At 72.7% G+C, this 23,919-nt stretch carries 23 protein-coding genes; 9 read left to right on the top strand and 14 right to left on the bottom strand.

Annotated elements, in window-relative coordinates:
• The first annotated feature begins 54 nt into the window (after positions 1-54).
• The 4 genes from egtA to egtD are packed head-to-tail and all read left to right on the top strand — an operon-like array spanning position 55 to position 4,452.
• Entirely contained in the window at positions 55-1,377 is a 1,323-nt protein-coding gene (gene egtA, locus ACZ6A9_RS15650; RefSeq protein ID WP_468984944.1) for an ergothioneine biosynthesis glutamate--cysteine ligase EgtA, read from the top strand.
• Positions 1,374-2,690, top strand: a complete 1,317-nt coding sequence (gene egtB, locus ACZ6A9_RS15645; RefSeq protein ID WP_468984943.1) for an ergothioneine biosynthesis protein EgtB — start codon at positions 1,374-1,376, stop codon at positions 2,688-2,690. The genes egtA and egtB overlap by 4 nt, the downstream gene beginning before the upstream one ends.
• The gene (gene egtC / locus ACZ6A9_RS15640; protein WP_468984942.1) at positions 2,690-3,493 is read left to right on the top strand and encodes an ergothioneine biosynthesis protein EgtC; all 804 of its coding nucleotides are present in this window, start codon (positions 2,690-2,692) and stop codon (positions 3,491-3,493) included. The genes egtB and egtC overlap by 1 nt, the downstream gene beginning before the upstream one ends.
• Positions 3,490-4,452 (top strand): L-histidine N(alpha)-methyltransferase, encoded by a 963-nt coding sequence (egtD, locus tag ACZ6A9_RS15635; RefSeq protein WP_468984940.1) that lies wholly within the window; start codon positions 3,490-3,492, stop codon positions 4,450-4,452. Before egtC ends, egtD begins: the two co-directional genes overlap by 4 nt.
• A 22-nt stretch (positions 4,453-4,474) precedes the next feature.
• Here the strand turns inward: egtD and ACZ6A9_RS15630 are convergent, their stop codons facing one another.
• Complete coding sequence (locus ACZ6A9_RS15630; RefSeq protein ID WP_468984938.1) at positions 4,475-5,728, bottom strand: extracellular solute-binding protein; 1,254 nt, start codon at positions 5,726-5,728, stop codon at positions 4,475-4,477.
• 227 nt (positions 5,729-5,955) lie between these two features.
• Here ACZ6A9_RS15630 and ACZ6A9_RS15625 point away from each other — a divergent pair, with 227 nt between their 5' ends.
• Positions 5,956-6,171, top strand: coding sequence for a dodecin (locus ACZ6A9_RS15625; protein WP_468984936.1), 216 nt, complete (start codon positions 5,956-5,958; stop codon positions 6,169-6,171).
• Between the two features lie 37 nt (positions 6,172-6,208).
• On the opposite strand, the gene ACZ6A9_RS15620 is transcribed toward ACZ6A9_RS15625, so the two are convergent.
• Positions 6,209-6,700: a phosphatase domain-containing protein gene (locus ACZ6A9_RS15620; protein WP_468984934.1), complete on the bottom strand. Its 492-nt coding sequence runs from the start codon at positions 6,698-6,700 to the stop codon at positions 6,209-6,211.
• 60 nt (positions 6,701-6,760) lie between these two features.
• Between ACZ6A9_RS15620 and ACZ6A9_RS15615 the strand changes: the two genes are divergently transcribed.
• The gene (locus ACZ6A9_RS15615; RefSeq protein ID WP_468984932.1) at positions 6,761-7,780 is read left to right on the top strand and encodes an LLM class flavin-dependent oxidoreductase; all 1,020 of its coding nucleotides are present in this window, start codon (positions 6,761-6,763) and stop codon (positions 7,778-7,780) included.
• Between the two features lie 39 nt (positions 7,781-7,819).
• On the opposite strand, the gene ACZ6A9_RS15610 is transcribed toward ACZ6A9_RS15615, so the two are convergent.
• The 6 genes from ACZ6A9_RS15610 to ACZ6A9_RS15585 all read right to left on the bottom strand — a co-directional run bounded on the left by ACZ6A9_RS15610 (position 7,820) and on the right by ACZ6A9_RS15585 (position 14,056).
• On the bottom strand, positions 7,820-8,767 hold the full coding sequence (locus tag ACZ6A9_RS15610) for a DUF2382 domain-containing protein (RefSeq protein ID WP_468984929.1): 948 nt from the start codon (positions 8,765-8,767) through the stop codon (positions 7,820-7,822).
• Between the two features lie 103 nt (positions 8,768-8,870).
• Positions 8,871-9,683, bottom strand: coding sequence for a lysophospholipid acyltransferase family protein (locus tag ACZ6A9_RS15605; RefSeq protein ID WP_468984927.1), 813 nt, complete (start codon positions 9,681-9,683; stop codon positions 8,871-8,873).
• A complete protein-coding gene (locus tag ACZ6A9_RS15600) occupies positions 9,680-10,456 on the bottom strand; it encodes a GNAT family N-acetyltransferase (protein ID WP_468984925.1) in 777 nt (258 codons plus the stop codon). The genes ACZ6A9_RS15605 and ACZ6A9_RS15600 overlap by 4 nt, the downstream gene beginning before the upstream one ends.
• Positions 10,457-10,686: 230 nt before the next feature.
• Complete coding sequence (locus ACZ6A9_RS15595; protein ID WP_468984922.1) at positions 10,687-11,436, bottom strand: succinate dehydrogenase/fumarate reductase iron-sulfur subunit; 750 nt, start codon at positions 11,434-11,436, stop codon at positions 10,687-10,689.
• Positions 11,433-13,382: a fumarate reductase/succinate dehydrogenase flavoprotein subunit gene (locus ACZ6A9_RS15590; protein WP_468984920.1), complete on the bottom strand. Its 1,950-nt coding sequence runs from the start codon at positions 13,380-13,382 to the stop codon at positions 11,433-11,435. Before ACZ6A9_RS15590 ends, ACZ6A9_RS15595 begins: the two co-directional genes overlap by 4 nt.
• Before the next feature lie 2 nt (positions 13,383-13,384).
• Positions 13,385-14,056, bottom strand: coding sequence for a succinate dehydrogenase (locus ACZ6A9_RS15585; protein WP_468985747.1), 672 nt, complete (start codon positions 14,054-14,056; stop codon positions 13,385-13,387).
• Positions 14,057-14,175: 119 nt separating this feature from the next.
• Here ACZ6A9_RS15585 and ACZ6A9_RS15580 point away from each other — a divergent pair, with 119 nt between their 5' ends.
• Positions 14,176-15,060, top strand: coding sequence for a LysR family transcriptional regulator (locus ACZ6A9_RS15580; protein ID WP_468984918.1), 885 nt, complete (start codon positions 14,176-14,178; stop codon positions 15,058-15,060).
• A gap of 94 nt (positions 15,061-15,154) precedes the next feature.
• On the opposite strand, the gene ACZ6A9_RS15575 is transcribed toward ACZ6A9_RS15580, so the two are convergent.
• The 4 genes from ACZ6A9_RS15575 to ACZ6A9_RS15560 form a co-directional block, all read right to left on the bottom strand.
• Positions 15,155-15,475 (bottom strand): nuclear transport factor 2 family protein, encoded by a 321-nt coding sequence (locus tag ACZ6A9_RS15575; protein ID WP_468985745.1) that lies wholly within the window; start codon positions 15,473-15,475, stop codon positions 15,155-15,157.
• Between the two features lie 142 nt (positions 15,476-15,617).
• Entirely contained in the window at positions 15,618-17,762 is a 2,145-nt protein-coding gene (locus tag ACZ6A9_RS15570) for a putative bifunctional diguanylate cyclase/phosphodiesterase (RefSeq protein ID WP_468984916.1), read from the bottom strand.
• The gene (locus ACZ6A9_RS15565; RefSeq protein ID WP_468984914.1) at positions 17,759-18,571 is read right to left on the bottom strand and encodes an SAM-dependent methyltransferase; all 813 of its coding nucleotides are present in this window, start codon (positions 18,569-18,571) and stop codon (positions 17,759-17,761) included. The genes ACZ6A9_RS15570 and ACZ6A9_RS15565 overlap by 4 nt, the downstream gene beginning before the upstream one ends.
• A 322-nt stretch (positions 18,572-18,893) precedes the next feature.
• Positions 18,894-19,823: an SCO0930 family lipoprotein gene (locus tag ACZ6A9_RS15560; RefSeq protein ID WP_468985742.1), complete on the bottom strand. Its 930-nt coding sequence runs from the start codon at positions 19,821-19,823 to the stop codon at positions 18,894-18,896.
• Positions 19,824-20,616: 793 nt separating this feature from the next.
• Between ACZ6A9_RS15560 and ACZ6A9_RS15555 the strand changes: the two genes are divergently transcribed.
• Positions 20,617-21,381 (top strand): bestrophin-like domain, encoded by a 765-nt coding sequence (locus tag ACZ6A9_RS15555; RefSeq protein WP_468984910.1) that lies wholly within the window; start codon positions 20,617-20,619, stop codon positions 21,379-21,381.
• Between the two features lie 100 nt (positions 21,382-21,481).
• Here the strand turns inward: ACZ6A9_RS15555 and ACZ6A9_RS15550 are convergent, their stop codons facing one another.
• Complete coding sequence (locus ACZ6A9_RS15550) at positions 21,482-21,979, bottom strand: hypothetical protein (protein WP_468984906.1); 498 nt, start codon at positions 21,977-21,979, stop codon at positions 21,482-21,484.
• Between the two features lie 335 nt (positions 21,980-22,314).
• Here ACZ6A9_RS15550 and ACZ6A9_RS15545 point away from each other — a divergent pair, with 335 nt between their 5' ends.
• Positions 22,315-22,983, top strand: coding sequence for a class F sortase (locus tag ACZ6A9_RS15545; RefSeq protein ID WP_468984903.1), 669 nt, complete (start codon positions 22,315-22,317; stop codon positions 22,981-22,983).
• 30 nt (positions 22,984-23,013) lie between these two features.
• On the opposite strand, the gene ACZ6A9_RS15540 is transcribed toward ACZ6A9_RS15545, so the two are convergent.
• Positions 23,014-23,847, bottom strand: a complete 834-nt coding sequence (locus ACZ6A9_RS15540; RefSeq protein WP_468984901.1) for a polysaccharide deacetylase family protein — start codon at positions 23,845-23,847, stop codon at positions 23,014-23,016.
• Positions 23,848-23,919: the final 72 nt, after the last annotated feature.

The following is a 23,919-nucleotide window of genomic DNA, read 5'->3' as shown; positions in this document are numbered from 1 at the left end:
GGCCCACCGACATCCGGGCCGGCAACATGGTGGAATCTCAGGAGGATCCCCCACATGTCCGATGCGGAAGGTGGCTGCGCGCAGCCACGAACCACCGTCACCGAAGCAGAGGTGGACGCCCTGGTGCGGGGCATCTGCTTCAAGACCGGACCGCCGCGCCGCCTCGGTGTCGAGGTGGAATGGCTCGTCCACGAACTGCGGGACCCGGGGCTCCCCGTGTCCGCCGCACGCCTCGAAGCGGCCTACGCCGCGCTGCGGAGCGTGCCCTTGAAGTCGGCGCTCACCGTCGAACCCGGCGGCCAGCTGGAGCTGAGCTCGCCGCCCGCCGACTCCCTGATGGAGTGCGTCGGTACCGTCTCCGCCGACCTCGACGCCGTCCGCGCCGTGCTGCGCAGGGACGGTCTGGTCCTCGCCGGTCTCGGTCACGACCCCTGGCGGACACCCGGCCGCTTCCTGCGCGAGGCGCGCTACGACGCCATGGAGACCTGCCTCGACCGCGGCGGCCCCGCGGGCCGCGCCATGATGCGTGCCTCCGCCTCCGTACAGGTGTGCCTGGACGCCGGGTACGAGGAGCCGGGGCCCCTCGGCCACGTACGGCGCTGGTGGCTCGCGCACCAGCTGGGCGCGGTCCTGGTCGCCGTGTTCGCCAACTCGCCCCTGGCCGAGGGCCGTCCGACCGGCTGGCTGTCCACGCGGCAGCTGCGCTGGGACCAGATCGGCACCGGCCGGGCGGGCGGTCCCGTCCTGGACGCCGACCCGCGCGCGGCGTGGGCCCGGCACGTCCTGGACTCCCCCGTCATGTGCGTACGGGACGACGGCGGCCCGTGGCCGGTGCCGCGTGAGCTGACCTTCCGCGAATGGATCAGGTCCGGCACGCCGCGGCCCCCCACCCGGGACGACCTCGACTACCACGCGACCACCCTGTTCCCGCCGGTCAGACCGCGCGGGCACCTGGAGCTGCGCATGATCGACGCCCAGCCCGGCGACGACGGCTGGATCGTGCCGCTGGCGGTGACGGCGGCACTGTTCGAGGACCCGGAGGCGGCCGAGACCGCCTACCGCACGGTGAAACCGCTGGCCGAGCGGACGCGCGGCGTGCCCGCGCCGCACAACGCGCTGTGGCGGGACGCCGCCCGCGTGGGACTGGCCGACCCGGAGCTGCGCGAGGTGGCCGCCGGCTGCTTCACGGCGGCGCTGCGCGCCCTCCCCCGCATCGGCGCGACCGCCGGTGTCGTCGACGCGGTGGAGGCGTACCGGGACCGCTACGTCGCCCGCGGCCGCTGCCCCGCCGACGACCTCCTCGACGGTCTGCGCGCCACGCCCGGCCGCCACCCGCGTCACGACTCCCCTCCACACGGGAAGGACACCCCCTCATGACCGACCCCGCCCTCGACGCCGAAGCCCTGCGCGAGCGCGCGGTCACCTCGCTGGTCACCGCTCGGGACCGCACGACGCTGCTCACCAGCAGTGTGGAGGAGGCCGACCTGACCGCGCAGCACTCGCCGCTGATGTCCCCGCTGGTGTGGGACCTGGCCCACATCGGCAACCAGGAGGAGCAGTGGCTGCTGCGGGCCGTCGCCGGCCACGAGGCGATACGGCCCGAGATCGACGGCCTGTACGACGCCTTCGAGCACCCGCGCGCCGAACGTCCGAGCCTGCCGCTGCTGCCGCCGCGGGAGGCCCGCCGGTACGCCGCCGACGTGCGCGGCCGGGCTCTGGACGTGCTGGAGGGTGCCGCGTTCCACGGGACGCGGCTGACGGAGGCGGGCTTCGCCTTCGGGATGATCGCCCAGCACGAACAGCAGCACGACGAGACGATGCTGATTACCCATCAGCTGCGCAAGGGGCCCCGCGCCCTCACCGCCCCGGACCCCGACCCGGTGCCGCTGTTCACGGGCCCGGCGGAAGTCCTCGTCCCCGGAGGACCGTTCACCATGGGCACCTCGGACGAGCCGTGGGCGCTGGACAACGAACGCCCCGCGCACCGGCGTGAGGTGGCGCCCTTCCACATCGACACCACGCCGGTGACGAACTCCGCGTACCGGGCGTTCATCGAGGACGGCGGCTACGACGAGCCCCGCTGGTGGACCGCCGAGGGCTGGGACCACATCCGCCGCAACGACATCACCGCGCCGCTGTTCTGGCGCCGGGACGGCGGGCAGTGGCTGCGGCGCCGGTTCGGTGTCACCGAGGTGGTGCCGCCGGACGAGCCGGTGCTGCACGTGTGCTGGTACGAGGCGGACGCCTACGCCCGCTGGGCCGGGCGCCGGCTGCCCACCGAGGCGGAGTGGGAGAAGGCGGCCCGCCACGACCCGGCCGGCGACCGCTCGATGCGTTACCCCTGGGGCGACGCCGACCCCGGGCCCGAGCACGCCAACCTCGGCCAGCGGCACCTGCGCCCGGCGCCCGCCGGGAGCTATCCGGACGGTGAGTCACCGCTCGGCGTGCGGCAGCTGATCGGCGACGTGTGGGAGTGGACGGCCAGCGACTTCCTGCCGTACCCGGGGTTCAGGGCGTTCCCGTACAGGGAGTACTCGGAGGTGTTCTTCGGGCCGGAGCACAAGGTGCTGCGGGGCGGTTCGTTCGCCGTGGACGCGGTGGCCTGCCGGGGCACGTTCCGCAACTGGGACCTGCCGGTGCGGCGGCAGATCTTCTCCGGGTTCCGCACGGCGCGTTCGGCGGGTGTCTGATGTGCCGCCACGTGGCCTACGTGGGGCCTCGGGAACCGCTGGGCGAGCTGCTCGTGTCGCCGCCGCACGGCCTGTACCGGCAGTCCTGGGCGCCCCGGCGGCAGCGGTACGGCACGGTCAACGCCGACGGCTTCGGGGTGGGCTGGTACGCGCAGGGTGATCCGGTGCCGGCCCGGTACCGCCGGGCCGGGCCGGTCTGGGCGGACCTGTCGTTCGCTGACCTCGCCCGTGTCGTGCGCACCCGGGCGCTGCTGGCGGCGGTGCGGGACGCGACGCTGTCGGGCGCCGACGCGGAGGCCGCGGCGGCCCCGTTCGCCTCCGGCACCTGGCTGTTCAGCCACAACGGGGCGGTGCCGGGCTGGCCCGGCTCGCTCGCGTCGCTGGTCACGGCCCTGCCCGCCGAGGACGTGCTGTCGCTGGAGGCGCGCAACGACTCCGCGTTCGTGTGGGCGCTGGTCCTCGCCCGGCTGCGGGCCGGAGACGAGGAGGGCCAGGCGCTCGCCGAGACGGTCCTGGAGGTGGCCGCGGCGGCCCCCGGGGCCCGGCTGAACCTGCTGCTCACCAACGGGGACACCGTCACCGCGACCGCCTGGGGCGACACGCTGTGGTACCTCACCCGGACCGGCGGCGGCACCGTCGTGGCGTCCGAGCCCTACGACGACGACCCGCACTGGCGGGAGGTCCCCGACCGCACCCTGCTCGCCGCGAGCCACACCGACGTCCTGCTGACCCCGCTCAAGGAGCCCGGTGACGCCGTGACGGCCGCCGGCGCGACCGCACCATCGAGGGAGCCCCTTACGTGAGTCCGTTCCATCTCACCCGCACCCTGCCCGAGGACACCACCGGCGCCGCCCTGCGCGCCGACGTCCGGGAGGGCCTGACCGGCAGCCCGAAGTCGCTGCCGCCGAAGTGGTTCTACGACGCCCGCGGCAGCGAACTCTTCGAGGAGATCACCACGCTGCCCGAGTACTACCCGACCCGTGCCGAGCGCGAGATCCTGCGCGCCCGCGCCGGTGAGATCGCCGAGGCGTCGGGGGCCCGTACCCTGGTCGAGCTGGGCTCCGGGTCCTCGGAGAAGACGCGGTACCTGATCGACGCGCTCACGGAACTGCGCGCGTACGTCCCCGTCGACGTCAGCGAGAGCGCCCTCGCCCAGGCCGGGCAGGCGCTGGCCGCCGAGCGGCCTGGGCTCGACGTCCACGCGCTGATCGCCGATTTCACCGCCCTGCTGACGCTGCCCGCCACCCCGGGCCCGCGGCTGGTGGCGTTCCTCGGCGGCACCATCGGCAATCTGCTGCCCGCCGAGCGGGCCGCGTTCCTCGCCTCCGTCCGCGCCCTGCTCGCCCCTGGGGACGCCCTGCTGCTGGGCACCGATCTGGTGAAGGACGAGCGGGTGCTGGTCCGCGCCTACGACGACGCGGCAGGGGTGACGGCCGCGTTCAACAAGAACGTCCTGGCCGTCGTCAACCGCGAGCTGGGCGCCGACTTCGATCCGGACGCCTTCGACCACGTGGCGGTGTGGGAGGCCGGCCACGAGTGGATCGAGATGCGGCTGCGTTCCCGTACCGCGCAGACGGTGAAGATCCCCGCGCTGGGACTCGCCGTGGACTTCGCGGCGGGCGAGGATCTGCGCACGGAGGTGTCGGCGAAGTTCCGCCAGGACGGAGTGCGTGCGGAACTGTCATCCGCGGGACTCGAGCTGACCCGGTGGTGGACGGACGAGGAGCGGCGGTTCGCGCTGTCCCTGAGCACGGCCCGCTGACGGGGGAGGCACGGGCCGGGTCCTAGTCGAAGGCCAGGGCCTCGGTGATGCGCTCGGCGGCGCGTCCGGCCTCCCTGGCCGGGTCCGCGCCCCTGAGCACCTTCGTCATGTACGCCTTGATCGGGTTGTCCGCCTCGACCGCGCTCCACTGGGGTGTGCCGGGGGTCGCCCGGCCCTGTGCGGCTCCGGCCGCCATGGCCGCGACCCCCTCCTCCCCGGCCACCGCGCCGGCGAGGGAGGCCTTGTTGGGGACGTAGTTCATGGTGCGGGCGAGATCGGTGTTCCAGCGCTCGCCGGTGAGTGCCGCGACCACCTCGATGGCGGCGTCCCCGACGTCGGTGTTGGCGGGCACGACGAGGTCGGAGCCGCCGGTGAAGACGGCGCCGGGGGTGCCGGCCTTCCTGCCGGGGACGGGGAAGTACCCCAGCTTGCCCTCGAGTTCCGGGTTCTGCTTCAGGACGGCCCGTACCACCCCGGGTACGGCCACGATCTGTGCGACCCGGCCGTCGGCGAACACCCCGGCCTGCGGGGGGTGTTCCTCGTCGGCGTCGACCGGTCCGTCGCCCAGTGCCTGGAGCCGGCGGTAGAAGTCCATGCCGCGCAGCGCCTGTGGGCTGTCGAGGGTGCCGCGCCAGACGCCGTCCCGCTCCGTGGCGAGTTCGCCGCCCTCCTCCCAGATGAATCCGGCCAGCGTGTACCAGTCCTGTCCGGCGAGGTAGATGCCCTGGTCGTCGCCGTCGTCGAGCTTCTCGGTGAGGGTGAGCCACTCGTCGCGGGTCTTCGGCGGCGCGGTGATGCCCGCCTGATGGAAGAGGTCCTTGCGGTAGACGACGACGCGGTTGGCGGCGTACCAGGGGATGCCGTACTGCTGGGAGCCCCACCGGCCGGGTTCGGCGAGTCCGGGCAGCCAGTCGTCGCGGCCCCAGTCCCGCATCGACTCCAGGGTGAGGTCGAGCAGTCCGTCACCCTCCGCGTACGTGGCGACCTGGGTGTTTCCGACCTCGATGACGTCGGGCCCGTCGGGGTCGTCGGCCTCCAGTGCCCGCTGCACCTTCTCGCCGATGCCGGTCCACTCCTGGACGCGGACGTCGAGGTCGATGTCCGCGTGCTCGCGCTCGAACTCCTCGGTGAAGCGGTCCAGGTACTCCTGTGAGGCGCTGTGCTGCATCACCCACACGGTGACCGTGTGCCGTTCCGGTTCGCTGCCGGGCAGCATGGCGCAGCCGCTGAGCAGGGTGGTGGACACACAGACGAGGGCGAGCAGAGGGCGTCTCACGCGGGGTCCTGTTTCTGTCTGACGGACAGGGCGGCCCGACGTGGGGGGCGAGCGGGGGCTCGGGCGGGTGCCCAGCATCTTGGTATGGACCAATGCGTAGGTCAAGCCGTCGGGCGAACGGGGCGACGCCTCGCGCTCCGCCGCGCGGTAGGGCACGGTGGAGGGACGTGTGACAGGAGCGGCGCCCGGTGCGGCTCCGAGGGCCCGCCGGGGAGAGGAGCAGCAGCATGTCGGACCACATCTACCGTGTCACGGAGATCGTCGGCACCTCGCCCGAAGGCGTCGACCAGGCCGTGCGCAACGGCATCGAGCGCGCGTCGCAGACGCTGCGCAATCTGGACTGGTTCGAGGTGACCCAGGTGCGCGGCCAGATCGTGGACGGGCAGGTCGCGCACTGTCAGGTGGGGCTCAAGGTCGGTTTCCGGCTGGAGGAGACGGGCTGAACGAGGCCGCCGGGACGGTTGTCCCGGCCTGTGCGGCTCAGGTCCGCCCTTCGCGCTCCTGAGCGTCCTTCAGCTCGCCGGACGGGGCGGTCCAACGGGCCTGGACGACGGTGAAACCGGCCCGCCGGGCGTCCAGACAGACCAGTTCGTCGTCGTCCACGAGGACGCGGATCTCCCGGGTGCGGGCGAGACGCCGCAGGGTCGACAGCTTGGTGTGCCGGGCGGGCCGGCGGTCGGCGTTGCCGCGCATGTGCACATCACCCTCGGGCAGCCCCTGCGCGGCGAGCCAGTCCAGCGTGTCGCGCCGGCAGCGCTCGGGCCGTCCGGTGAGGTAGACGATCTCGCACTCCCGCGCGCTCTCCCGGACCAGCGCGACGCCCTCGGCCAGCGGCGGGTCGGCGGGCGCCGCGGCGAAGAACGCGTCCCAGTCGCGCGGCCGGCGCTCCAGGAAGTGCTGCCGGTGCGCGGTGTCGGCGAGGGTGTTGTCGAGGTCGAACACGGCCAGCGGCCGCTCGTCGCGGTCGGTCACCCCGCCACTCTAGACGGCCCCCGGACGGAATCCCGCGGGCGCCCGGGTGTTGAACACGGTATGAGTTCCCTCATCGCCTCGGCCCGCTTCTCCGTCCTCGACCGCAGCCGCACCCGCGAGGGGCACACCGGCCCCGAGGCGCTCCGGGACACCGTCGCCCTGGCCCGGGAGGTGGAGCGGCTCGGCTACCACCGGTTCTGGGTCTCGGAGCACCACGGCGTGCCCGGGGTGGCCGGTTCGGCGCCGACGGTGCTGGCGGCCGCCGTGGCCGGTGCGACCCGGACGATCCGCGTCGGCACCGGCGGGGTCATGCTGCCCAACCACCGGCCGCTCGTCGTGGCCGAGCAGTTCGGCGTGCTCGAGTCACTGTTCCCGGGGCGCGTCGACATGGGCCTGGGACGCTCGGTCGGCTTCACCGACGGGGTGCGCAGGGCGCTGGGCCGCGGCAAGGGGGACGCGGAGGACTTCGCCGCCCAGCTCGACGAACTGCTGGGCTGGTTCCAGGGCACCTCCCCCACGGGGGTGCGGGCCCACCCGTCCGAGGGCCTCACCGTGCCGCCTTTCGTACTGGCCATGGGCGAGGGCGCCGCCGTCGCGGCCGAGGCGGGCCTGCCGATGGTCATCGGCGACCTCGGGGACCGCGACCGGATGCGGCGCGGCATCGACCGCTACCGGGCACGTTTCCGCCCGTCGCGGTGGGCGGGCGAACCGTACGTCGTCGTCTCCGGCACGGTCGCGGTGGCCGCCACCGCCGAGCAGGCCCGGCGGCTGCTGATCCCGGAGGCCTGGTCGATGGCGTACTCCCGCACGCACGGCACGTTCCCGCCGCTGCCGACCGCCGAGCGCGTCGAGTCGCTTCCCATGACCGCGAAGCAACGCGGCTTCTACGAGTCCGGACTGGCCGGCCGGCTCGCCGGCACGGAGGAGGAAGTGGCGGACGGGCTGGAGGCGCTGCTGAAGGACACGGGCGCGCAGGAGGTGCTCGTCACCACCAGCACGCACGACCGGGAGGCGCTGCTGGACTCCTACCGGCGGCTCGCCGCGATCGCCGGTCTCCATGGCAGCGCCGCGCGCCGGTGACGGGTCACTGGCGCGCGGCGCACGGGGAGTGAGGAGGGGCTACTCCCTGCCCTTGCCCTTCCCGGGGACATCCCGGCCCCGGCGTCCGGACTCCTCGTCCATCTCGGTCTCGGCCTCGACGCGCTCCTTGCGGACGCGGCCGCGGACCGTCGTGTCCTCCGAGGTCTCCTCCGTGGTCATCCTGACCCGCTCCACCGGGACCGTCTCGGTCGTCACGACGGGGCGTTCCTCGTGCAGGGTGACCTCGTGCTCGGCCTCCGAGATCTCCGGGCCCTCCATGGCCTCGCCCCGGTTGGCCTCCGTGATCGGCTCCCGCTCCACGCGTACTTCCTCGTGGCGCACGGGCACGGTCTGCTGGACCTCCTCGGTGACCACGTACTTGCGCAGCCTGGCCCGGCCGGACTCGCGGCGTTCGACGCCGACGTGCATCTGCTCCTCGGAGCGGGTCATGGCGTCGTCACGCGGTCCGGTGCGGGCCTCGCCGCGGCGCCCCGCGGATCCCGCGGCTCCGGGCGTTCCTGCCGCCCTGCCCGGCTCGGCGGTGGTACCCGCCGCTCCGGCCGCCCCCGCGGCTCCTGCGGCGCCGGCCGTGCCCGCGGCTCCTGCGGTTCCCGCCGTGCCCGTGCCGGTCCCGCGGTCGTGCTCCCCGGGGTCGGTCAGGACGGAGTCCCAGTTGATGCCGTAGTACTCGTACAGGCGCTGCTCCTCGTCCACCGACAGGTGGCCGCCCGCGTCGATGTCGACATGGGGAGCGCCCTTGACCTTGTCCTTGCGGTAGGGGACCTCGAGGTGGTCCTTCACCAGGGCGGCGTCGCGCACGGGGACGAACGACTCACTGGATCCGAACATGCCCGTCTTGACGGTCACCCACTCGGGCCGTCCGCTGGCGTCGTCGAGGAAGACGTGCTTCGCGTCGCCGATCTTGTTGCCGTCCCCGTCGTACACGGGGTGATCCAGCAGGATCGAGATCTCTTCGCGGGTGATCATCTTGCATCACCCTCCCTTCGGGGGTCGCTCCTCTCCGGTTCTCCTGATGAGCGACCCGAAAACGGAACATATGCGATAAAAAGCACTGAATTTTTGACAGTGCTCACTTGTGGTGACCGTCTGCGCGCCCTCCCCGGTGGCCCGGCACGCCCGGCGGCTGGGCCGCGCGTGCCAGGGAGCGGCGGTCCGTGTGGCGTCCCGGCGGGACGGCGCCCTCCACCTCGACCTCGGCGGTCACACCACGCGCCGACGCCACCCGCCAGAGGGAGGCGAGCAGGGTGTCGTCCCCGACGAAGGCCGGCGCGGTGGCCGGTCCGCCCCGTCCGTTCCGGTAGCGGATGCGGACCGGCTGTACCGGAACCCCGGCGTCCAGTGCCGCCTGGAACACCGCGCGGCGGAACTCCCCCCGTGCCCGTCCGCACCAGGTGCTGCCCTCGGGGAACGCCGCGACCGCCCCGCCGGTGCGCAGGATCGCGGTGAGCGCGGCGACCGTGTCGGGCAGGGCGCGCAGCCGGTCGCGGTCGATGAACAGCACGCCCGCGCGGTCGGCCAGCGCCCCCGCGACGGGCCAGCGCCGTATCTCGGCCTTGGCCAGCAGTCGCGCCGGGCGGACCGCGGCGAGCAACGGGATGTCCAGCCACGAGATGTGGTTGGCGACGAGCAGCAGTCCGCCGGTGGGCGGGGCGGCTCCGGCGACCCGGATCCGGACCCCGGCCGCCCGCACGATCCACCGGCACCACCGGCGCACCGGACCCGCCGGGATCCACCGGCCGAAGGGCAGCAGCGCGATCCCGGCGAGCAGCAGCAGTCCGACCGCCGCCAGCCGCAGCACGGCCAGCGGTGGGGCCACCGCGCTCGCCGTACGGTCCACGCAGCCCCGGGGGGTGCAGGGCGCTCCCGGCAGCCAGACGCTCATCGGGCGGGGACGAGGGAGAGGAAGTGGCGCAGATAGCGGGGGTTCACGCGGTCCATGGGCAGCAGCACGTAGAGGTCGGCCACCCCGAAGTCCACGTCGTGAGCGGGCTCCCCGCACACCCAGGCGCCGAGCCGGAGGTAGCCGCGCAGCAGGGCGGGGAGCCCGGCCGGGGCGACGGCGGGTGCCGTGCTCAGCGGCCGCCAGGGCAGCAGCGGGCGCACCCGGTACTCCTCGGGCGCCAGATGCCCGGCCCGCACCCGGTCCCAGGCGGCGGAGGCGAGCGCGCCACCGTCGGCGAGCGGGACGGAGCAGCAGCCGGCCAGCCAGCTGTGGCCGCGGTCGGTCATGTAGCGGGCGATGCCCGCCCAGATGAGGCCGATGACCGCGCCGTCGCGGTGGTCGGGATGCACGCAGGAGCGGCCGACCTCGACGAGCGAGGTCCGTATCGCGTCGAGCGCCGACAGGTCGAACTCGCCCTCGGCGTAGAGTCGTCCGGCGATGCCCGCGCGTTCGGGCGGCAGCAGCCGGTACGTGCCGACGACCTGCCCGGTCGTCTCCTCGCGCACCAGCAGGTGGTCGCAGTAGGCGTCGAAGGGGTCGACGTCCAGGCCCGGCTGTGGTCCGGAGAGCAGGGCGCCCATCTCCCCCGCGAAGACGTCGTACCGCAGGCGCTGGGCGGCCCGCACGTCGTCCTCGTCGCGGGCGAGGGTGACGGTGTAGCGGGTGGGGGCGATGGGCTGCGGGGGCTGGTCGACGGTCAGCACGCCGGTCATGGCTCTCTCCTGATCACGCACCGGAGCGGGAGTGGGGACACCCCCGTTCTCCCGAGCCGGGTTGGCCGGCGCGTGACCGGAGCCGGGAGTGCGGATGTGGAGATGCTGAATGCCCGGAGCGCCCGGGCGGGACGGGGCCGGGAGGAGCACCTCTGCCGGCCCCGTCCGTCCGCACCCGCGGCGAACGTTCGGTGCACCCCCGCGGGCGCGGGGCGCGCCCTGGAGCGGCGCTACCGCCTGCTCACCCTGCGAGTGGCCCGCAGCCACTCCTTGTTCATCCCCGTGATGGAGGTCAGCGGGATTCCCTTCGGGCAGGCCGTGGCGCATTCCCCGGCGAGGGTGCACCCGCCGAACCCCTCCTCGTCCATCTGCGCCACCATGTCCAGGACCCGCGTCTCGCGTTCGGGAGCCCCCTGCGGCAGCACGTTCAGATGGTTGATCTTCGCGGAGGTGAACAGCATGGCCGCCCCGTTGGGGCAGGCCGCGACGCACGCCCCGCATCCGATGCACTCCGCGTGCTCGAAGGCGAGGTCGGCGTCGGGCTTCGGCACCGGTGTGGCATGGGCCTCCGGCGCGGATCCCGTGGGCGCGGTGATGTAGCCGCCGGCCTCGATGATGCGGTCGAAGGCCGACCGGTCGACCACCAGGTCCTTCACGACCGGGAAGGCGGAGGCCCGCCACGGCTCGACGTCGATGGTGTCGCCGTCCTCGAAGGAGCGCATGTGGAGCTGGCAGGTGGTGGTCCGCTCGGGCCCGTGGGCGTCGCCGTTGATGACCAGCGAGCAGGCGCCGCAGATGCCCTCGCGGCAGTCGTGGTCGAAGGCGACCGGGTCCTCGCCCTTGAGGATGAGTTCCTCGTTGAGGGTGTCGAGCATCTCCAGGAAGGACATGTCGGGTGAGATGCCGTCCACCTCGTACGTGGACATGGCGCCGTCGGCGCCGGCGTTCTTCTGCCGCCAGACGCGCAGGTTGAGCTTCATGCGTAGCTCCGCTGGGTGGGGTGGACGTACTCGAAGACCAGGTCTTCCTTGTGCAGGACGGGAGCCTCGCCGGTGCCGGTGAACTCCCAGGCGGCCGCGTAGGAGAACTCCTCGTCCCTGCGGGCGGCCTCACCGTCCGGGGTCTGGGACTCCTCGCGGAAGTGACCGCCGCAGGACTCGGAGCGGTGCAGCGCGTCGAGGCACATCAGCTCGGCGAGCTCCAGGTAGTCGACGACGCGGTTGGCCTTCTCCAGCGACTGGTTGAACTCCTCGCCGGTGCCGGGGACCTTGATGCGGCGCCAGAACTCCTCACGGATCTGCGGGATCCGCTCCAGGGCCTTGCGCAGCCCGGCGTCGGTGCGGGCCATGCCGCAGAACTCCCACATGAGTTCGCCGACCTCGCGGTGGAAGGAGTCGGGGGTGCGGTCCCCGTCGACCGACAGGAGCAGGCCGAGCCGGTCCCGGGTCTCGGCCACCACCTCCCGCACCGCCGGGTGTTCGTCGGTCACCGCGTCCTGGTGCGGGTTGCGGGCCAGGTAGTCGTTGATGGTGGCCGGGAGGACGAAGTAGCCGTCGGCCAGGCCCTGCATGAGCGCCGAGGCGCCGAGCCGGTTGGCGCCGTGGTCGGAGAAGTTGGCCTCACCGATCGCGAACAGGCCCGGGACGGTGGTCTGCAGGTCGTAGTCGACCCACAGTCCGCCCATCGTGTAGTGCACGGCGGGGTAGATCCGCATCGGGACCCGGTAGGGGTCCTCGTCGGTGATCCGCTGGTACATGTCGAAGAGGTTGCCGTACTTCGCCTCGACCGCCTCGCGTCCCATGCGCTCGATGGCGTCGGCGAAGTCCAGGTAGACGCCCTGGCCGCCCGGGCCCACTCCCCTGCCCTCGTCGCAGACGTTCTTGGCGGCGCGGGAGGCGATGTCGCGGGGCACCAGGTTGCCGAAGGAGGGGTAGACGCGCTCCAGGTAGTAGTCGCGCTCGTCCTCGGGGATCTCGGCCGGCGGGCGCGTGTCGCCCTTGGTCTTCGGCACCCAGATCCGGCCGTCGTTGCGCAGCGACTCGCTCATCAGGGTGAGCTTGGACTGGTGGTCGCCGGTGCGCGGGATGCAGGTGGGGTGGATCTGGGTGAAGCAGGGGTTGGCGAAGTGGGCGCCGCGCCGGTGCGCCCGCCAGATCGCGGTGGCGTTGGAGTTCATGGCGTTCGTCGACAGGTAGAAGACGTTGCCGTAGCCGCCGCTGGCGAGGACGACGGCGTCCGCGACGTACGTGCCGATCTTCCCGGTGATCAGGTCGCGGGCGACGATGCCGCGGGCCCGCCCGTCGACGACGATCAGGTCGAGCATCTCGGTGCGCGGGTGCATCTCGACGTTGCCGGCGGCGATCTGCCGGCTGAGCGCCTGGTAGGCGCCGAGGAGGAGCTGCTGTCCCGTCTGGCCGCGGGCGTAGAAGGTGCGGGAGACCTGGACGCCGCCGAAGGAGCGGGTGTCGAGGAGGCCGCCGTACTCGCGGGCGAAGGGCACGCCCTGGGCGACGCACTGGTCGATGATCTCGACGGAGATCTGTGCGAGGCGGTGGACGTTGGACTCGCGGGAGCGGAAGTCGCCGCCCTTGACGGTGTCGTAGAACAGCCGGTGGACGGAGTCGCCGTCGTTGCGGTAGTTCTTCGCGGCGTTGATGCCGCCTTGAGCGGCGATGGAGTGGGCGCGGCGCGGTGAGTCCTGGTAGCAGAACTGGACGACGTGGTAGCCCTGTTCGGCGAGCGTGGCGCCTGCGGAGCCGCCCGCGAGGCCGGTGCCGACGACGATGACGGTCTTGCCGCGCCGGTTGGCGGGGTTGACCAGCCTGGCCTCGAAGCGGCGCTTGTCCCAGCGCTCGTGGACCGGTCCCGAGGGGGCCTTGGTGTCGGCGACGGGTTCGCCGGTCGAGTAGTCGGTGTAGGACGTCATGGTCAGCTCACCACTTTGGTCATCACGCCCACGGGGACGGCGAGGAAGCCGGCCGTGAGCAGCAGCGCGAGGGCATTGGCGGTGGTCTTGAGGGCGCGGTCGCGGGTGCGGCTGCCGACGCCGAGGGTCTGGGCCGCGCTCCAGAAGCCGTGCCGGATGTGCAGGCCGACGGCGAGCATCGCCACGACGTAGACGGTGTTGCCGTACCAGGTGGAGAAGGTGTCCACGACGTTCTGGTAGGGCTTGCCGGCCTCGAAGCCTCCGGAGTGCACGGTTCCGGTGGTCAGGTCGAGGATGTGCCAGACGATGAACAGGGCGAGGATGATCCCGCCCCATCGCATGGTGCGGGTGGCGTAGGTGGCCCGCGGCTTCTTGTGCACGTATGCGCGGGGGCGGGCCCGGATGTCGCGGCGGCTGAGCTGGTACGCGGAGACGCCGTGCGCGATCACGGCGACGACGAGGACGACGCGGATCAGCCAGAGCGTCCACTCGTAGTGCATGAACGGTTCACCGACCGTGCGCAGCCAGTGGGCGTAGTGGTTGAACTCTCCCGCCCCGAAAAAGATCTTCAGGTTCCCGATCATGTGGGCGACCAGGTAGAGCAGCATGATCAGGCCGCTGACCGCCATCACTGTCTTCTTGCCGACGGTCGAGTTCCACACGGTGCGTGCCATGGACGGCCGTCGGCCCGTCCGCGTTGCCAGAGCCATGGCGTCGACGCTAGGGCCGGACGGGCCCATCGGTCCAAGACATGGTCCGCCTTGTTTCGATAGGCCGGGGCTATGGTGGCTGGATGCAGTTCCAGCAGCTCCAGTACTTCGTGGCGGTCGCCGAGACCCGGCACTTCACCCGGGCCGCCGAGCTGGTCCATGTCGCGCAGCCGTCCCTGTCCCAGCAGATCAGGACGCTGGAACGGGAGCTGGGGGCGGACCTGTTCCGGCGGGCGCGGGGCAACATCACGCTCACCGACGCCGGCGAGGCGCTGCTGCCGCTGGCACGGCGGATCCTGGCCGACGCGGACACGGCGCGGCACGAGGTGCAGGAGGTGGCGCAGCTGCGCGGCGGACGGGTGCGGCTGGGGGCCACGCCGAGCCTGTGCACCGGTCTGCTGCCCGATGTGCTGCGCGCCTTCCACGACCGGTATCCGGGTGTTCGGCTGCTGATCGAGGAGGGCGGGTCGCACGACCTGGTGCGGGAGCTGGCGCGGGGCGCGTTGGACCTGGCCCTGGTGGTGCTGCCGTTGCCGACGCCGTCGCCCGCGCTGACCACGGTGGAGTTGCTGCGGGAGGACCTGGTGGTGGTGTCGTCGCCGGACGTCACGCGGCCGGGGCGGGGGCGGGGCACCGTGCGGATCGCCGATCTGGAGAGCGAGCGGCTGGTGATGTTCCGGCACGGGTACGACCTGCGCGAGCTGACGGTGGCGGCGTGCCGGGCGGAGGGGTTCGAGCCGGAGTTCGCGGTGGAGGGCGGCGAGATGGACGCGGTGCTGGGATTCGCGCGGGCGGGGCTGGGGGTGGCGGTCGTGCCGCGGATGGTCGCCGCGCGGTCGGGGCACGGGCTGCGGGTCACCCCGCTGGCGCGGCCGGGACTGCACCGGGCCATCGCCCTGGCCCACCGCAGTGACGTGGCCCCGCCCCGGGCGGCGCGGGAGCTGCAGCGGATGCTGCTGGAGCGCTGACGCGGGTGGGCGTGGCTCCCGCCCCGCCGCGGCTTCCCGTCCGGCCCCTGGGGGCTGGGCCCCCGAGACCCCGGTGCGCGGTTCCTCGCGCCCCTCAGGGGGTCGGGGTGCCCTGGTGGTAGTACATGCGCCAGCCTGTGTTCTCGTTCTGCCTGCGCCACAGGGAGCTGCGCAGGGCCCGGCGCCCGCCGAAGCGGGTCTCGTACGTGAGGTGCACCAGACCGGGAGCCAGGAGGACACCGGTGATCGCCGACGGCTCGTGGACAGGTCCGTCCGGCGAGCTGCCCGGGTGGCCGTGCAGCTCGGCGACCATCTCCGCGTACGTGTAGAGCCGGCCCGAGGCGCCCACCTCGGTGAACTCCGGATCCAGCAGGCGCACGACCTCAGCACGGGAGGCCCGCACCGCCGGGTCCATGAGCCGCAGCTCACCCTCGATCGCCGCTCTCACCGAGTCTCTCTCCTGGCCCGTCCCCACCTGATCCCACTCCGTCCGTGCAAGCCGCACACCTCAGGGGCGCGAGGAACCGCGCGACCAGCCACAGCGTGCCCGCACCTGCTCAGCCCGTCGCGTCGACGAGCGCCAGTTCGTGCAGCCGGTCCGGCGGGCCCGGGCGGGCGTAGTACCAGCCCTGGGCCGTGTCGCAGCCCAGGATGCGGAGCTGTTCGGCCTGGGCACCCGTCTCCACGCCCTCCACCGTGACCGCGAGGTCGAGGCTGTGCGCCAGGGAGACGATGCCCTCGACGATCTTGAGGTCGACGGGGTCGGCCGGGAACTGCTGCATGCTCTGCGTGAAGGAACGGTCCAGCTTCAGGACGCTCACCGGGAGCCGGCGCAGATTGGCCAGGTTGGAGTAGCCGGTGCCGAAGTCGTCGAGGGCGATGTCGACGCCCATCTCCGCCAGGCGGCGCAGCGGCTTCAGCAGGTCGTCGTCCGCTCCGATCAGGGCCGACTCGGTCACCTCCAGGCACAGCGCGTCGGGCTCGACCCCCGTACGCTCCAGGATCTCCACGGTGTCCTGGACCAGGCCCGGGTGGGTGAGCTGGCAGGGTGACAGGTTGACGTTGATGCGCAGCGGGCCGACGGCTTCCGCACCGCCGTGACGGTCCTGCCACCGCCTGGCCTGGCGCACGGACTGCTCCAGCACCCAACGGCCCAGCGGCACGATGAGTCCGGTGTGCTCGGCGAGCGGGATGAACCGGTCCGGGGAGAGCACCCCGTGCTGCGGGTGCAGCCAGCGCACCAGCGCCTCGGCGCCCCGGACGCTCCCGTCACCGAGGTGCACCAGGGGCTGGTACTCGATGAAGAACTCCCCCCGGTCCAGGGCCGCCGGCAGCGCCGTGGTGAGCCCGTGCCGGGTGATGGCGCGGGCGTCGGCCTCGGGGTCGGCGAGCTCGAAACGGTTGCCGCCCGCGGACTTGGCCCGGTACATGGTGATGTCGGCGCTGCGCAGGATCTCCGCCGGGCTGCGCTCACCGGCCGGTCCCTCGACGATGCCGATGCTGCCGCGCACGGTCAGCTCACGGCCGTCGACGCTGACCGGGGCGAGCAGCGCGTTCATGATGCGGGCGGCGAGCTCGTCGACCGTGCGCCGGGTGTCCGGGCCGGTGGTCAGCGCCACGAACTCGTCACCGCCGAGCCGCGCCACCATCTCGCCGGGTGCGGTCGCGCAGGCCTGGAGCCGGTCGGCGACCTCGACGAGCAGCCGGTCGCCGGCGGCGTGCCCGAGGCTGTCGTTGACGGTCTTGAAGCCGTCCAGGTCGAGGTAGCACAGCCCGAACCGCTGGCCCTCACCGGCGCCGAGTGCCTTCTCCAGGCGCTCGAAGAAGAACGTCCGGTTGGGCAGCCCGGTGAGCGCGTCATGGGTGGCTTCGTAGCGCAGCCGGAGGTTGAGCAGCCGCCGCTCGGTGGTGTCCTCCATGAGGGCGAGCTGGTACTGCGGGTCGCCGTCGGCGTCGCGCAGCAGGGACACCGTCAGGTTGGTCCACAGAACCGTTCCGTCGGGGCGGTGGAAGGCCTTCTCGAGGTGGTAGTGCTCGCGCTCGCCGCTCACCAGTTCCTCGTAGAGCCGCCAGGTCTGCGGAGGGTCGTCGGGGTGGACCCAGTCCCTGACGTTGCGGCCGCGCAGGCCCTGTTCGGTCAGGCCGAACATGCGCCGCAGCGCGTTGTTGACCTGGAGGACGTTGCCCTCCAGGTCGGCGATGCCGATGCCTATGGCTGCGCCCTCGAAGACCGCGCGGAAGCGGGCCTCCGTGTCGTGCAGCGCCTGTGCCACCACGCCCTGGGCCTCCAGCGCGGCACGGGCGATGGCCTCCTGCTCGGCCAGCGTCCGCTCGCGCAGTGCCTGCGCGAACCCCGCGGCCATGGCGTGCTGGAGCCGGGCGCTGCGCGCCCTGAGGCCCTCGCGGTCGCCGTCCTCGCCGCAGTACAGCACGAGATAGGCGTCCACGCAGTCCAGGGTGCGGCTGAGCGCCTCGGGGTCGGTGCAGTGCTCCAGGACCAGGGCCGCGCCGGCCTGCCTGCCGGCGTCCGCGTCGAACGACCTGGCCCGCAGCGCCTCGCTCAGCAGCCGGGCCAGCGGCAGCAGCCGCGCCTCGAACTCGGAGCGGGTCGACGAGGTCGAGGTGACCGGGAAGACGGCCCGGCTCCAGATCGTCGCGAACCGGCGAAGTCTGTCCTCCGGCCCGTCCGGCTCCGCGCTCACGCCGTCCGCCCCACGCCCGCGAAACCGGAGAAGGCGTAGGGATCCTCGTCCTCCGGTGCGGTGTCGGGCCGCCACTGCGGCATCGGCACCAGTCCGGGTTCCACCATGTCGTACCCCTCGAAGAACCGCGCGATCTCGTCGCGCGTGCGCATGATCAGCGGATTGCGGATGTTCTGGTACACGTCGACCGCGCCCTCGGCGCGCTCCGGAGGCAGCGGAATCCCGTCGTAGGAGGCGTGGGTGAGCACGAGCATGCTGCCGGGCGCGAGTGCCCCGCGCAGTTCGGTCACCGCCGCATACGGGTCGTCCGCGTCTTCCACGAAATGCAGTATCGCAACGAGAAGCAGCGCCACCGGCCGGTTCAGGTCGATCAGCCGGAGCAGTTCCGGACTGTTCAGGATCTCCCGGGGCTTTCGGAGGTCCGCGGCGAGGATGCCCGCGCCGTCGTTGCCTTCGAGAACCGCCTGGCTGTGTGCCACCGCCACCGGGTCGTGGTCGACGTACATCACGCGGGCGCCCGGAGCGGCCGCCTGTGCCACTTCGTGGACGTTGCCGAACGTCGGAATGCCGGAGCCGATGTCCAGGAACTGGGTGATGCCCCCGGCGGCGGCGAAGCGCACCGCCCGGCGCATGAACGCCCGGTTCGCCTGCATGATCTTGGGCAGGCCCGGCATGAACTCCATGGCCTTGCGGGCCGCTTGCCGGTCGACCTCGAAGTTGTGCGATCCGCCCAGGTAGTAGTCGTACATCCGGGAGACGCTGGGCACCGAGATGTCGATGCTCCGGGGAGCCCAGGCGGGACGCTCCATGCAACTCTCCACAACGTAGGCGATCCGGTGTTCGAGCAGAGGCTACTGATCGCCTGCCAATCGGGCGAGCCCAAGCGGAAATTGACCATCCGTTCCCGGTCACTGCCAATGGCACGTGCCGAATCCGTATACCCGAACGCGTGACGAGAAGTGTCCGCGGCATTCCGGAGGGTTCCGACACGGCGAGAAGTTCCCGGCGAAGCGTGCCGGTATTTCCACGGCCCCAGGTGCGTCACGGCAAACGGTCCGCCCCTCCGCGGGCTGCGGAGGGGCGGACACTCGGCCGGCGGCATCCGGAGCGGACGACACCCTGGGGAGGTTGTTACTTCTCCGGAGCGCCGACCGGCTTCCCGTCGGGGCGCACGGCGAACCACGTGCCGCCCACGCCCTGACCGTTGGTGTCGCCGGCGGCCTTGTCGCCGGCGAAGGTGTAGATGGGCCAGCAGTTGATGGTCTGCTGGGCGGCGCCGTCCGGGCGGGTGAAGGTCATGTAGCCCTTCTTCTGGATGCCCTTGGTGTCCGCGAAGTCGACCGGCGCCACCACCGGCCACTTCTCCAGGCAGGCGCCGGTGCATGCCGACACGGGCTTCGGCCAGGCCTCGTCCTTCATGAAGCGGTAGACCGTCATGCCGTTCCTGTCGACGACGATCTCGCCCAGCTTCGGGTCCTGGCGGGTGGACAGCCCCGCCTGCTCGGCCCCTTGCGCCTTCTTGCCCTCGGGGGTGAACGCGAACCACTTGCCGCCCACGCCCTGGCCCTTGGCGTCCCCTGCGTTGACGTCCTTGACGTACCGGTAGGCGGGCCAGCCGTCGACGGTGAGCTGCTTGGTGCCGTCGGCCCGGGTGACCTCCCCCAGCAGCGCCTCGTCGATGCCCTCGCCGGCCGAGGCGTCGTCGGCGGGTACCGGCGGCCAGGTCTTGGCGCAGTCGTCCTCGCAGTTGGACTTGGGCGGCTTCGCGGTGTCCTGGTCGAAGCGGTACAGGGTCAGGCCGAGGTTGTCGGTCACCACCTTGCCGAGTTCGGCGTTGGTGGAGACGTTCAGCTCGCCCGCGGTGTCGGCGGGGCTCGCGGCGGCCTGCCCGCCACCGGCCTGGTCACCGCCGCCGGTGTTGCCGTCGGCGCCGGCCGCGGCCGTGGCGCCCACGTTCTGGCTGACGGGGGGCGGCGGGGCGTCCTGACCGCACGCGGTGGTCAGGGCCAGCACCGCTGCGGCGCTCGCCACCAGTGAGGCGGTCCGCCAGGAGGTCTTCATCGTCAACTCCACATCGTCACCAGGGTCTTGCAGCGCCCTGCCGCGCCGCCGCTCGACGATGGGTACGCACGGGAGCACGCGTCGTGTTCAACGGCGGCCCGGTTTTCTTTCTTTAACTCCTTCGGGGCAATCACCGGGCTCCCGCGCGTGACCGGGCGGTCCCCGACCCATGATCCTCGTCGTGCAACCTCTCGTACGGACCCCTTCCCGCGCCGCGGGCAGCGCGTTGGCCTCGGCGGCGCTGGTCTGGGCGCTCGCCGGGGCGCCCGGCGCCGCGGTGGCCGACGCCTGCGCGTACGCCGCGACGGGACCGGGCGGCACGGAGGCGGTGGCGATCTCGGGCGACTTCACCTGGACGGATCCCCCGCCCTGCGTACCGACGCCCACCCCCACCCCCACTCCGACACCGCCGCCCCCGCCCACGCCCACGCCGGCCCCGACTCCCCCGCCGAGCCCTGATCCGACCCCGAAACCGCCACCACCCCCGCCCAAGGCCCGTCCGGTGCCGCCGCCGGCCCCCGTGGCCCCCGCGCCGCCACCCCCGCCGGCCAGGCCGGAGCCTCCGCCACCGCCACGGCCCGCCCCGCCGCCGCCATCGTCCGATCCGCCGAAACCCCGGCCGGCCGCCACGCCCGTGCACTTTCCGGCGTACCGCGCGGCCCCGGCGCAAAAGCCCACCGGCGCCGCCACGTCGCCGCTCACCTTCGTCCTGCTCATCACGACGCCCGCGGTGGTCGCCATCGCCGCGCTGCGTCCTCGCTGAGACCCGTCCGACCCCTTCTGGAGGCACCTCTTGCCGGAATGGCTTGTTCTCACCCTCGCGATGCTCGCCGCCTGTGCCGTCGTGGTCGTCATCACGCTGCTGCGGCACCGCAGGGCGGCCGACGACGAGGACACCAGCGAGACACCGGACGTCATCGAGTACATGACGATGTGGATCGGTGTGGTGTACGCCATCGTCCTGGGTCTCGCCATCGCCGGTGTCTGGGAGGGCCGCAGTGCCGCCCAGGAGCACGTACGGGCGGAGGCGGTGGCCCTGCACGAGATCAGCGAGCGGGTACGGGTCTACCCCGTCGAGGTGCGTGACCGCATCCGGGACGATGTCAACGCCTATGTCGGACACGTCGTCACCACCGAGTGGCGGTCCATGGCCGACGACCGCCGGGTCACCGGGCGCGGTACCGACCTGCTCGACCGGGTCCGCCGGGACGTCACCGACTACCGGCCGCGGACGGACTTCGAGGCCCAGGCCTACCAGCCGCTGGTGGACCAGGTGGCCGCCGCCGACGAGGCGCGCAGCGCGCGGGCGGAGTCGACCGGTCAGACCATGCCGGGCGTGGTGTGGTTCGGTCTGGTCGCGGGTGCGGTCATCACCATCGGGATGATCTTCGCGCTGCAGATCCGGCGCACCACCCGGGAGATGGTCCTCGCCGGGCTGTTCTCCGCGCTGATCGCCTTCCTGCTCTTCCTCATCTGGGACTTCGACGCTCCGTACGGCAGGGGTCTGGCCGCGTCGGCGGACCCGTTCCTGCGGCTCTTCCCGCACCTCGAGGGCTGAGCCCGCTCACGGAAGGACGCGGCGACGCCCCGGATCCGGCGGGATCCGGGGCGCGGCCCCTGTCGAACACGTGCGCATCGGGACCGAGGGGGACAGCGGCTCAGATCCGCTTCTCGGCTCGGCGGCGCATCCAGAAGACACCGCTGCCGGCGACCGCGGCGGCGACCAGCGCGCCGCCGATCGCCACGTCGGTGGGGGTGGCCCCACTGGTGCTGCTGCCGCCGATGCCGCCGCGCACGCCGCCGATGACGGTGAAGGCGGCCGGGCGGGTCAGGCTCCTGCCGGAGCAGTGGACGGTGATGTCGTAGGAGCCGGGGCGGGCGTCGTCGTCGATGGTGGCGGTGCCCTTGGAGGTGTCGTTGGCACCGTGGACGGGCGTCAGGTTGGTCCTGGGGAAGGCGTTCGAGGTCGCCGTGCCGCCGTTGGGGCAGCCGTCGGCGGTGATGGTCAGCTGGCCGCCGCGGGCGATGACGCTGGGCAGGGCGACGATGTTGGACGGGTTGGGAACCCGGCCGGAGTCCGCGACGGCCGCCGGGGCGGCGGCCCCCAGGACGGCGGCCGCGACACCGGCGACCGCCAGGGCACGTGAGTTGCGCATGTGATCCTCCGCGGGAGGCGCCCCGGGGCCCGTCCCCGGTCCGATCGGCGAGAAAGCACCTCCCGGAAAGACCCTCAGTTGCCCTGCGCCGAGCCGCATTTCGGGAATGGTCCGTACCGGTGAGGGCGGCCCCTGGCGGACAACCGTGTGAGGGGATATCGCCGCAGGTCACGGACCGTCAGAAGATCTTCGTCGGTCCGCACCCCGGATGGCTCACCGGGCCGGGTCCGGGCCACCCGTTCGCCGCCGCCCCGTCGCCGGTCGCGCGCGCGCCGCCTAGCGTTCTGGTCATGCGCGAGAGGTACGGCGACGGCCGTGTCGAGAGGGGAAGGCGAATGTCTGCTTTCGAGCCGGACGAAGCCGAATGGGAGGTCCGGCGGAGGAGACGCGCCCCGTGGGGCGTGATAGCGCTGGTCCTGCTGACCGGCCTCGCGCTGATCCGCAACGGTTCGGGAGAGTTCGACACGGGACCGCCGCAGCCGGCCGGCGCGGCCGCCGCCGACAGCCGGACGCCCGGCCACATCACGCTGCCCGCGGTGGGGCCGCTGCCGTACGCGGTGCCGGACCGGGTCCGCATCCCGGGGATCCAGGTGGACGCGCCGGTCATGCCGGTCGGTCTGGACGCGGAGGGCTGGGTGGACGCGCCGCCGCCGGAGGACCCGAATCTGGCAGGCTGGTTCACCGGCGCGGTCTCGCCGGGCGAGAAGGGCACGGCGGTCGTCGTCGGCCATGTCGACAATGCGCAGGGCCCGGCGGTGTTCTACGGCCTCGGGGCGTTGCAGAAGGGCAGTCTCGTCGAGATCGCGCGCAGGGACGGGAAGACCGCGGTGTTCGAGGTCTACGGCGTCGAGGTCTTCGCGAAGAACGACTTCCCCGGCGACCGGGTCTACGCCTCCAAGGGGACGGCGGAGCTGCGGGTCATCACCTGCGGCGGCGGGTTCACCCAGCAGAACGGGTACGACGGGAACGTCGTCGCCTTCGCCCGCCTGTCCGAGGTCCGCTGAGCGGTTCCCCGCCCGGGCGGGCGGGGGCGCTCAGGCGTACTGCCGGCGGGGCACGCTGATGTGGTAGCCGGAGTCCAGCAGTTCGGGCAGGTAGGTGCGCAGGGCCCGCACGCTCTGCGAGCGGTCGCCCCCGGCGTCGTGCGAGAGCACCACGACCCCGGGGGCGGCGCCGTCCTCCACCCGGTCGACGATGGTGGCGGTGCCCGGCGTGGTCCAGTCCAGGGTGTCGACCGTCCAGGCCAGGGGCTCCATGCCCAGTTCGGCGCCGAGCTGGAACGCGGCGCGGTTCCAGGCGCCGTAGGGCGCGCGGAACCACGCGGGCCGTTCGCCGTGGGCCTTGTCGATGATGTCGCAGGTGCGTTCCATCTCCGAGCGGATCCGGCGGCGGCTGAGGCGCGTGAGCAGGGGGTGGCTCCAGGTGTGGTTCCCGACCACGTGCCCCTCGTCGGCCATCCGGGCCAGGAGGTCCCGGTTCTCGGCCGCCATCTCCCCGCACACGAAGAACATCGCCCGCACCTCGTAGCGGGCGAGGATGTCCAGGATGGGCGTGGTGTAGCGGGGGTCGGGGCCGTCGTCGAAGCTCAGCACCATGGTGCGGCCGCGCCCGGACATCCGCAGCAGCGGTTCCCTGCGCACCGGCGTGCGGCCGGTCGCGCTCGGCGGGCCGTAGCCGGTCAGGGGCCTCAGACGGTATTCGGAGGGCTTGAGCGGACGGCGGGCGGCCTGGGCTCCGGCTGCGGGCGGTGCCGGGGGCGCGGCCCGCATCCCGGTACCCGGCACGAGCGCCGCGGCGACGGCCGCCGCTCCCAGCGTGGCGCCGGTGAGCAACGCCCGGCGCCGGGTGAGCAACTGATCCTTCTGCATGACTCATCAGTCGCCCCGCGGAAGGCCGACGCACCTCGACGACACCGGTGCGGCGGCACGTTTTCACCTGAT

This window comes from Streptomyces sp. NPDC041124, from assembly GCF_055592385.1.
This window is presented reverse-complemented; position numbering and strand designations above follow the sequence as displayed.

Excerpts from the sequence above, each read along its gene's own strand:
- egtA (WP_468984944.1), top strand. The coding sequence starts at position 55 with ATGTCCGATGCGGAAGGTGGCTGCGCGCAGCCACGAACCACCGTCACC.
- egtB (WP_468984943.1), top strand. The coding sequence starts at position 1,374 with ATGACCGACCCCGCCCTCGACGCCGAAGCCCTGCGCGAGCGCGCGGTC.
- egtC (WP_468984942.1), top strand. The coding sequence starts at position 2,690 with ATGTGCCGCCACGTGGCCTACGTGGGGCCTCGGGAACCGCTGGGCGAG.
- ACZ6A9_RS15625 (WP_468984936.1), top strand. The coding sequence starts at position 5,956 with ATGTCGGACCACATCTACCGTGTCACGGAGATCGTCGGCACCTCGCCC.
- ACZ6A9_RS15615 (WP_468984932.1), top strand. The coding sequence starts at position 6,761 with ATGAGTTCCCTCATCGCCTCGGCCCGCTTCTCCGTCCTCGACCGCAGC.
- ACZ6A9_RS15610 (WP_468984929.1), bottom strand. The coding sequence starts at position 8,767 with ATGATCACCCGCGAAGAGATCTCGATCCTGCTGGATCACCCCGTGTAC.
- ACZ6A9_RS15605 (WP_468984927.1), bottom strand. The coding sequence starts at position 9,683 with ATGAGCGTCTGGCTGCCGGGAGCGCCCTGCACCCCCCGGGGCTGCGTG.
- ACZ6A9_RS15600 (WP_468984925.1), bottom strand. The coding sequence starts at position 10,456 with ATGACCGGCGTGCTGACCGTCGACCAGCCCCCGCAGCCCATCGCCCCC.
- ACZ6A9_RS15595 (WP_468984922.1), bottom strand. The coding sequence starts at position 11,436 with ATGAAGCTCAACCTGCGCGTCTGGCGGCAGAAGAACGCCGGCGCCGAC.
- ACZ6A9_RS15590 (WP_468984920.1), bottom strand. The coding sequence starts at position 13,382 with ATGACGTCCTACACCGACTACTCGACCGGCGAACCCGTCGCCGACACC.
- ACZ6A9_RS15585 (WP_468985747.1), bottom strand. The coding sequence starts at position 14,056 with ATGGCACGCACCGTGTGGAACTCGACCGTCGGCAAGAAGACAGTGATG.
- ACZ6A9_RS15580 (WP_468984918.1), top strand. The coding sequence starts at position 14,176 with ATGCAGTTCCAGCAGCTCCAGTACTTCGTGGCGGTCGCCGAGACCCGG.
- ACZ6A9_RS15575 (WP_468985745.1), bottom strand. The coding sequence starts at position 15,475 with ATGGACCCGGCGGTGCGGGCCTCCCGTGCTGAGGTCGTGCGCCTGCTG.
- ACZ6A9_RS15565 (WP_468984914.1), bottom strand. The coding sequence starts at position 18,571 with ATGGAGCGTCCCGCCTGGGCTCCCCGGAGCATCGACATCTCGGTGCCC.
- ACZ6A9_RS15560 (WP_468985742.1), bottom strand. The coding sequence starts at position 19,823 with ATGAAGACCTCCTGGCGGACCGCCTCACTGGTGGCGAGCGCCGCAGCG.
- ACZ6A9_RS15550 (WP_468984906.1), bottom strand. The coding sequence starts at position 21,979 with ATGCGCAACTCACGTGCCCTGGCGGTCGCCGGTGTCGCGGCCGCCGTC.
- ACZ6A9_RS15545 (WP_468984903.1), top strand. The coding sequence starts at position 22,315 with ATGTCTGCTTTCGAGCCGGACGAAGCCGAATGGGAGGTCCGGCGGAGG.
- ACZ6A9_RS15540 (WP_468984901.1), bottom strand. The coding sequence starts at position 23,847 with ATGCAGAAGGATCAGTTGCTCACCCGGCGCCGGGCGTTGCTCACCGGC.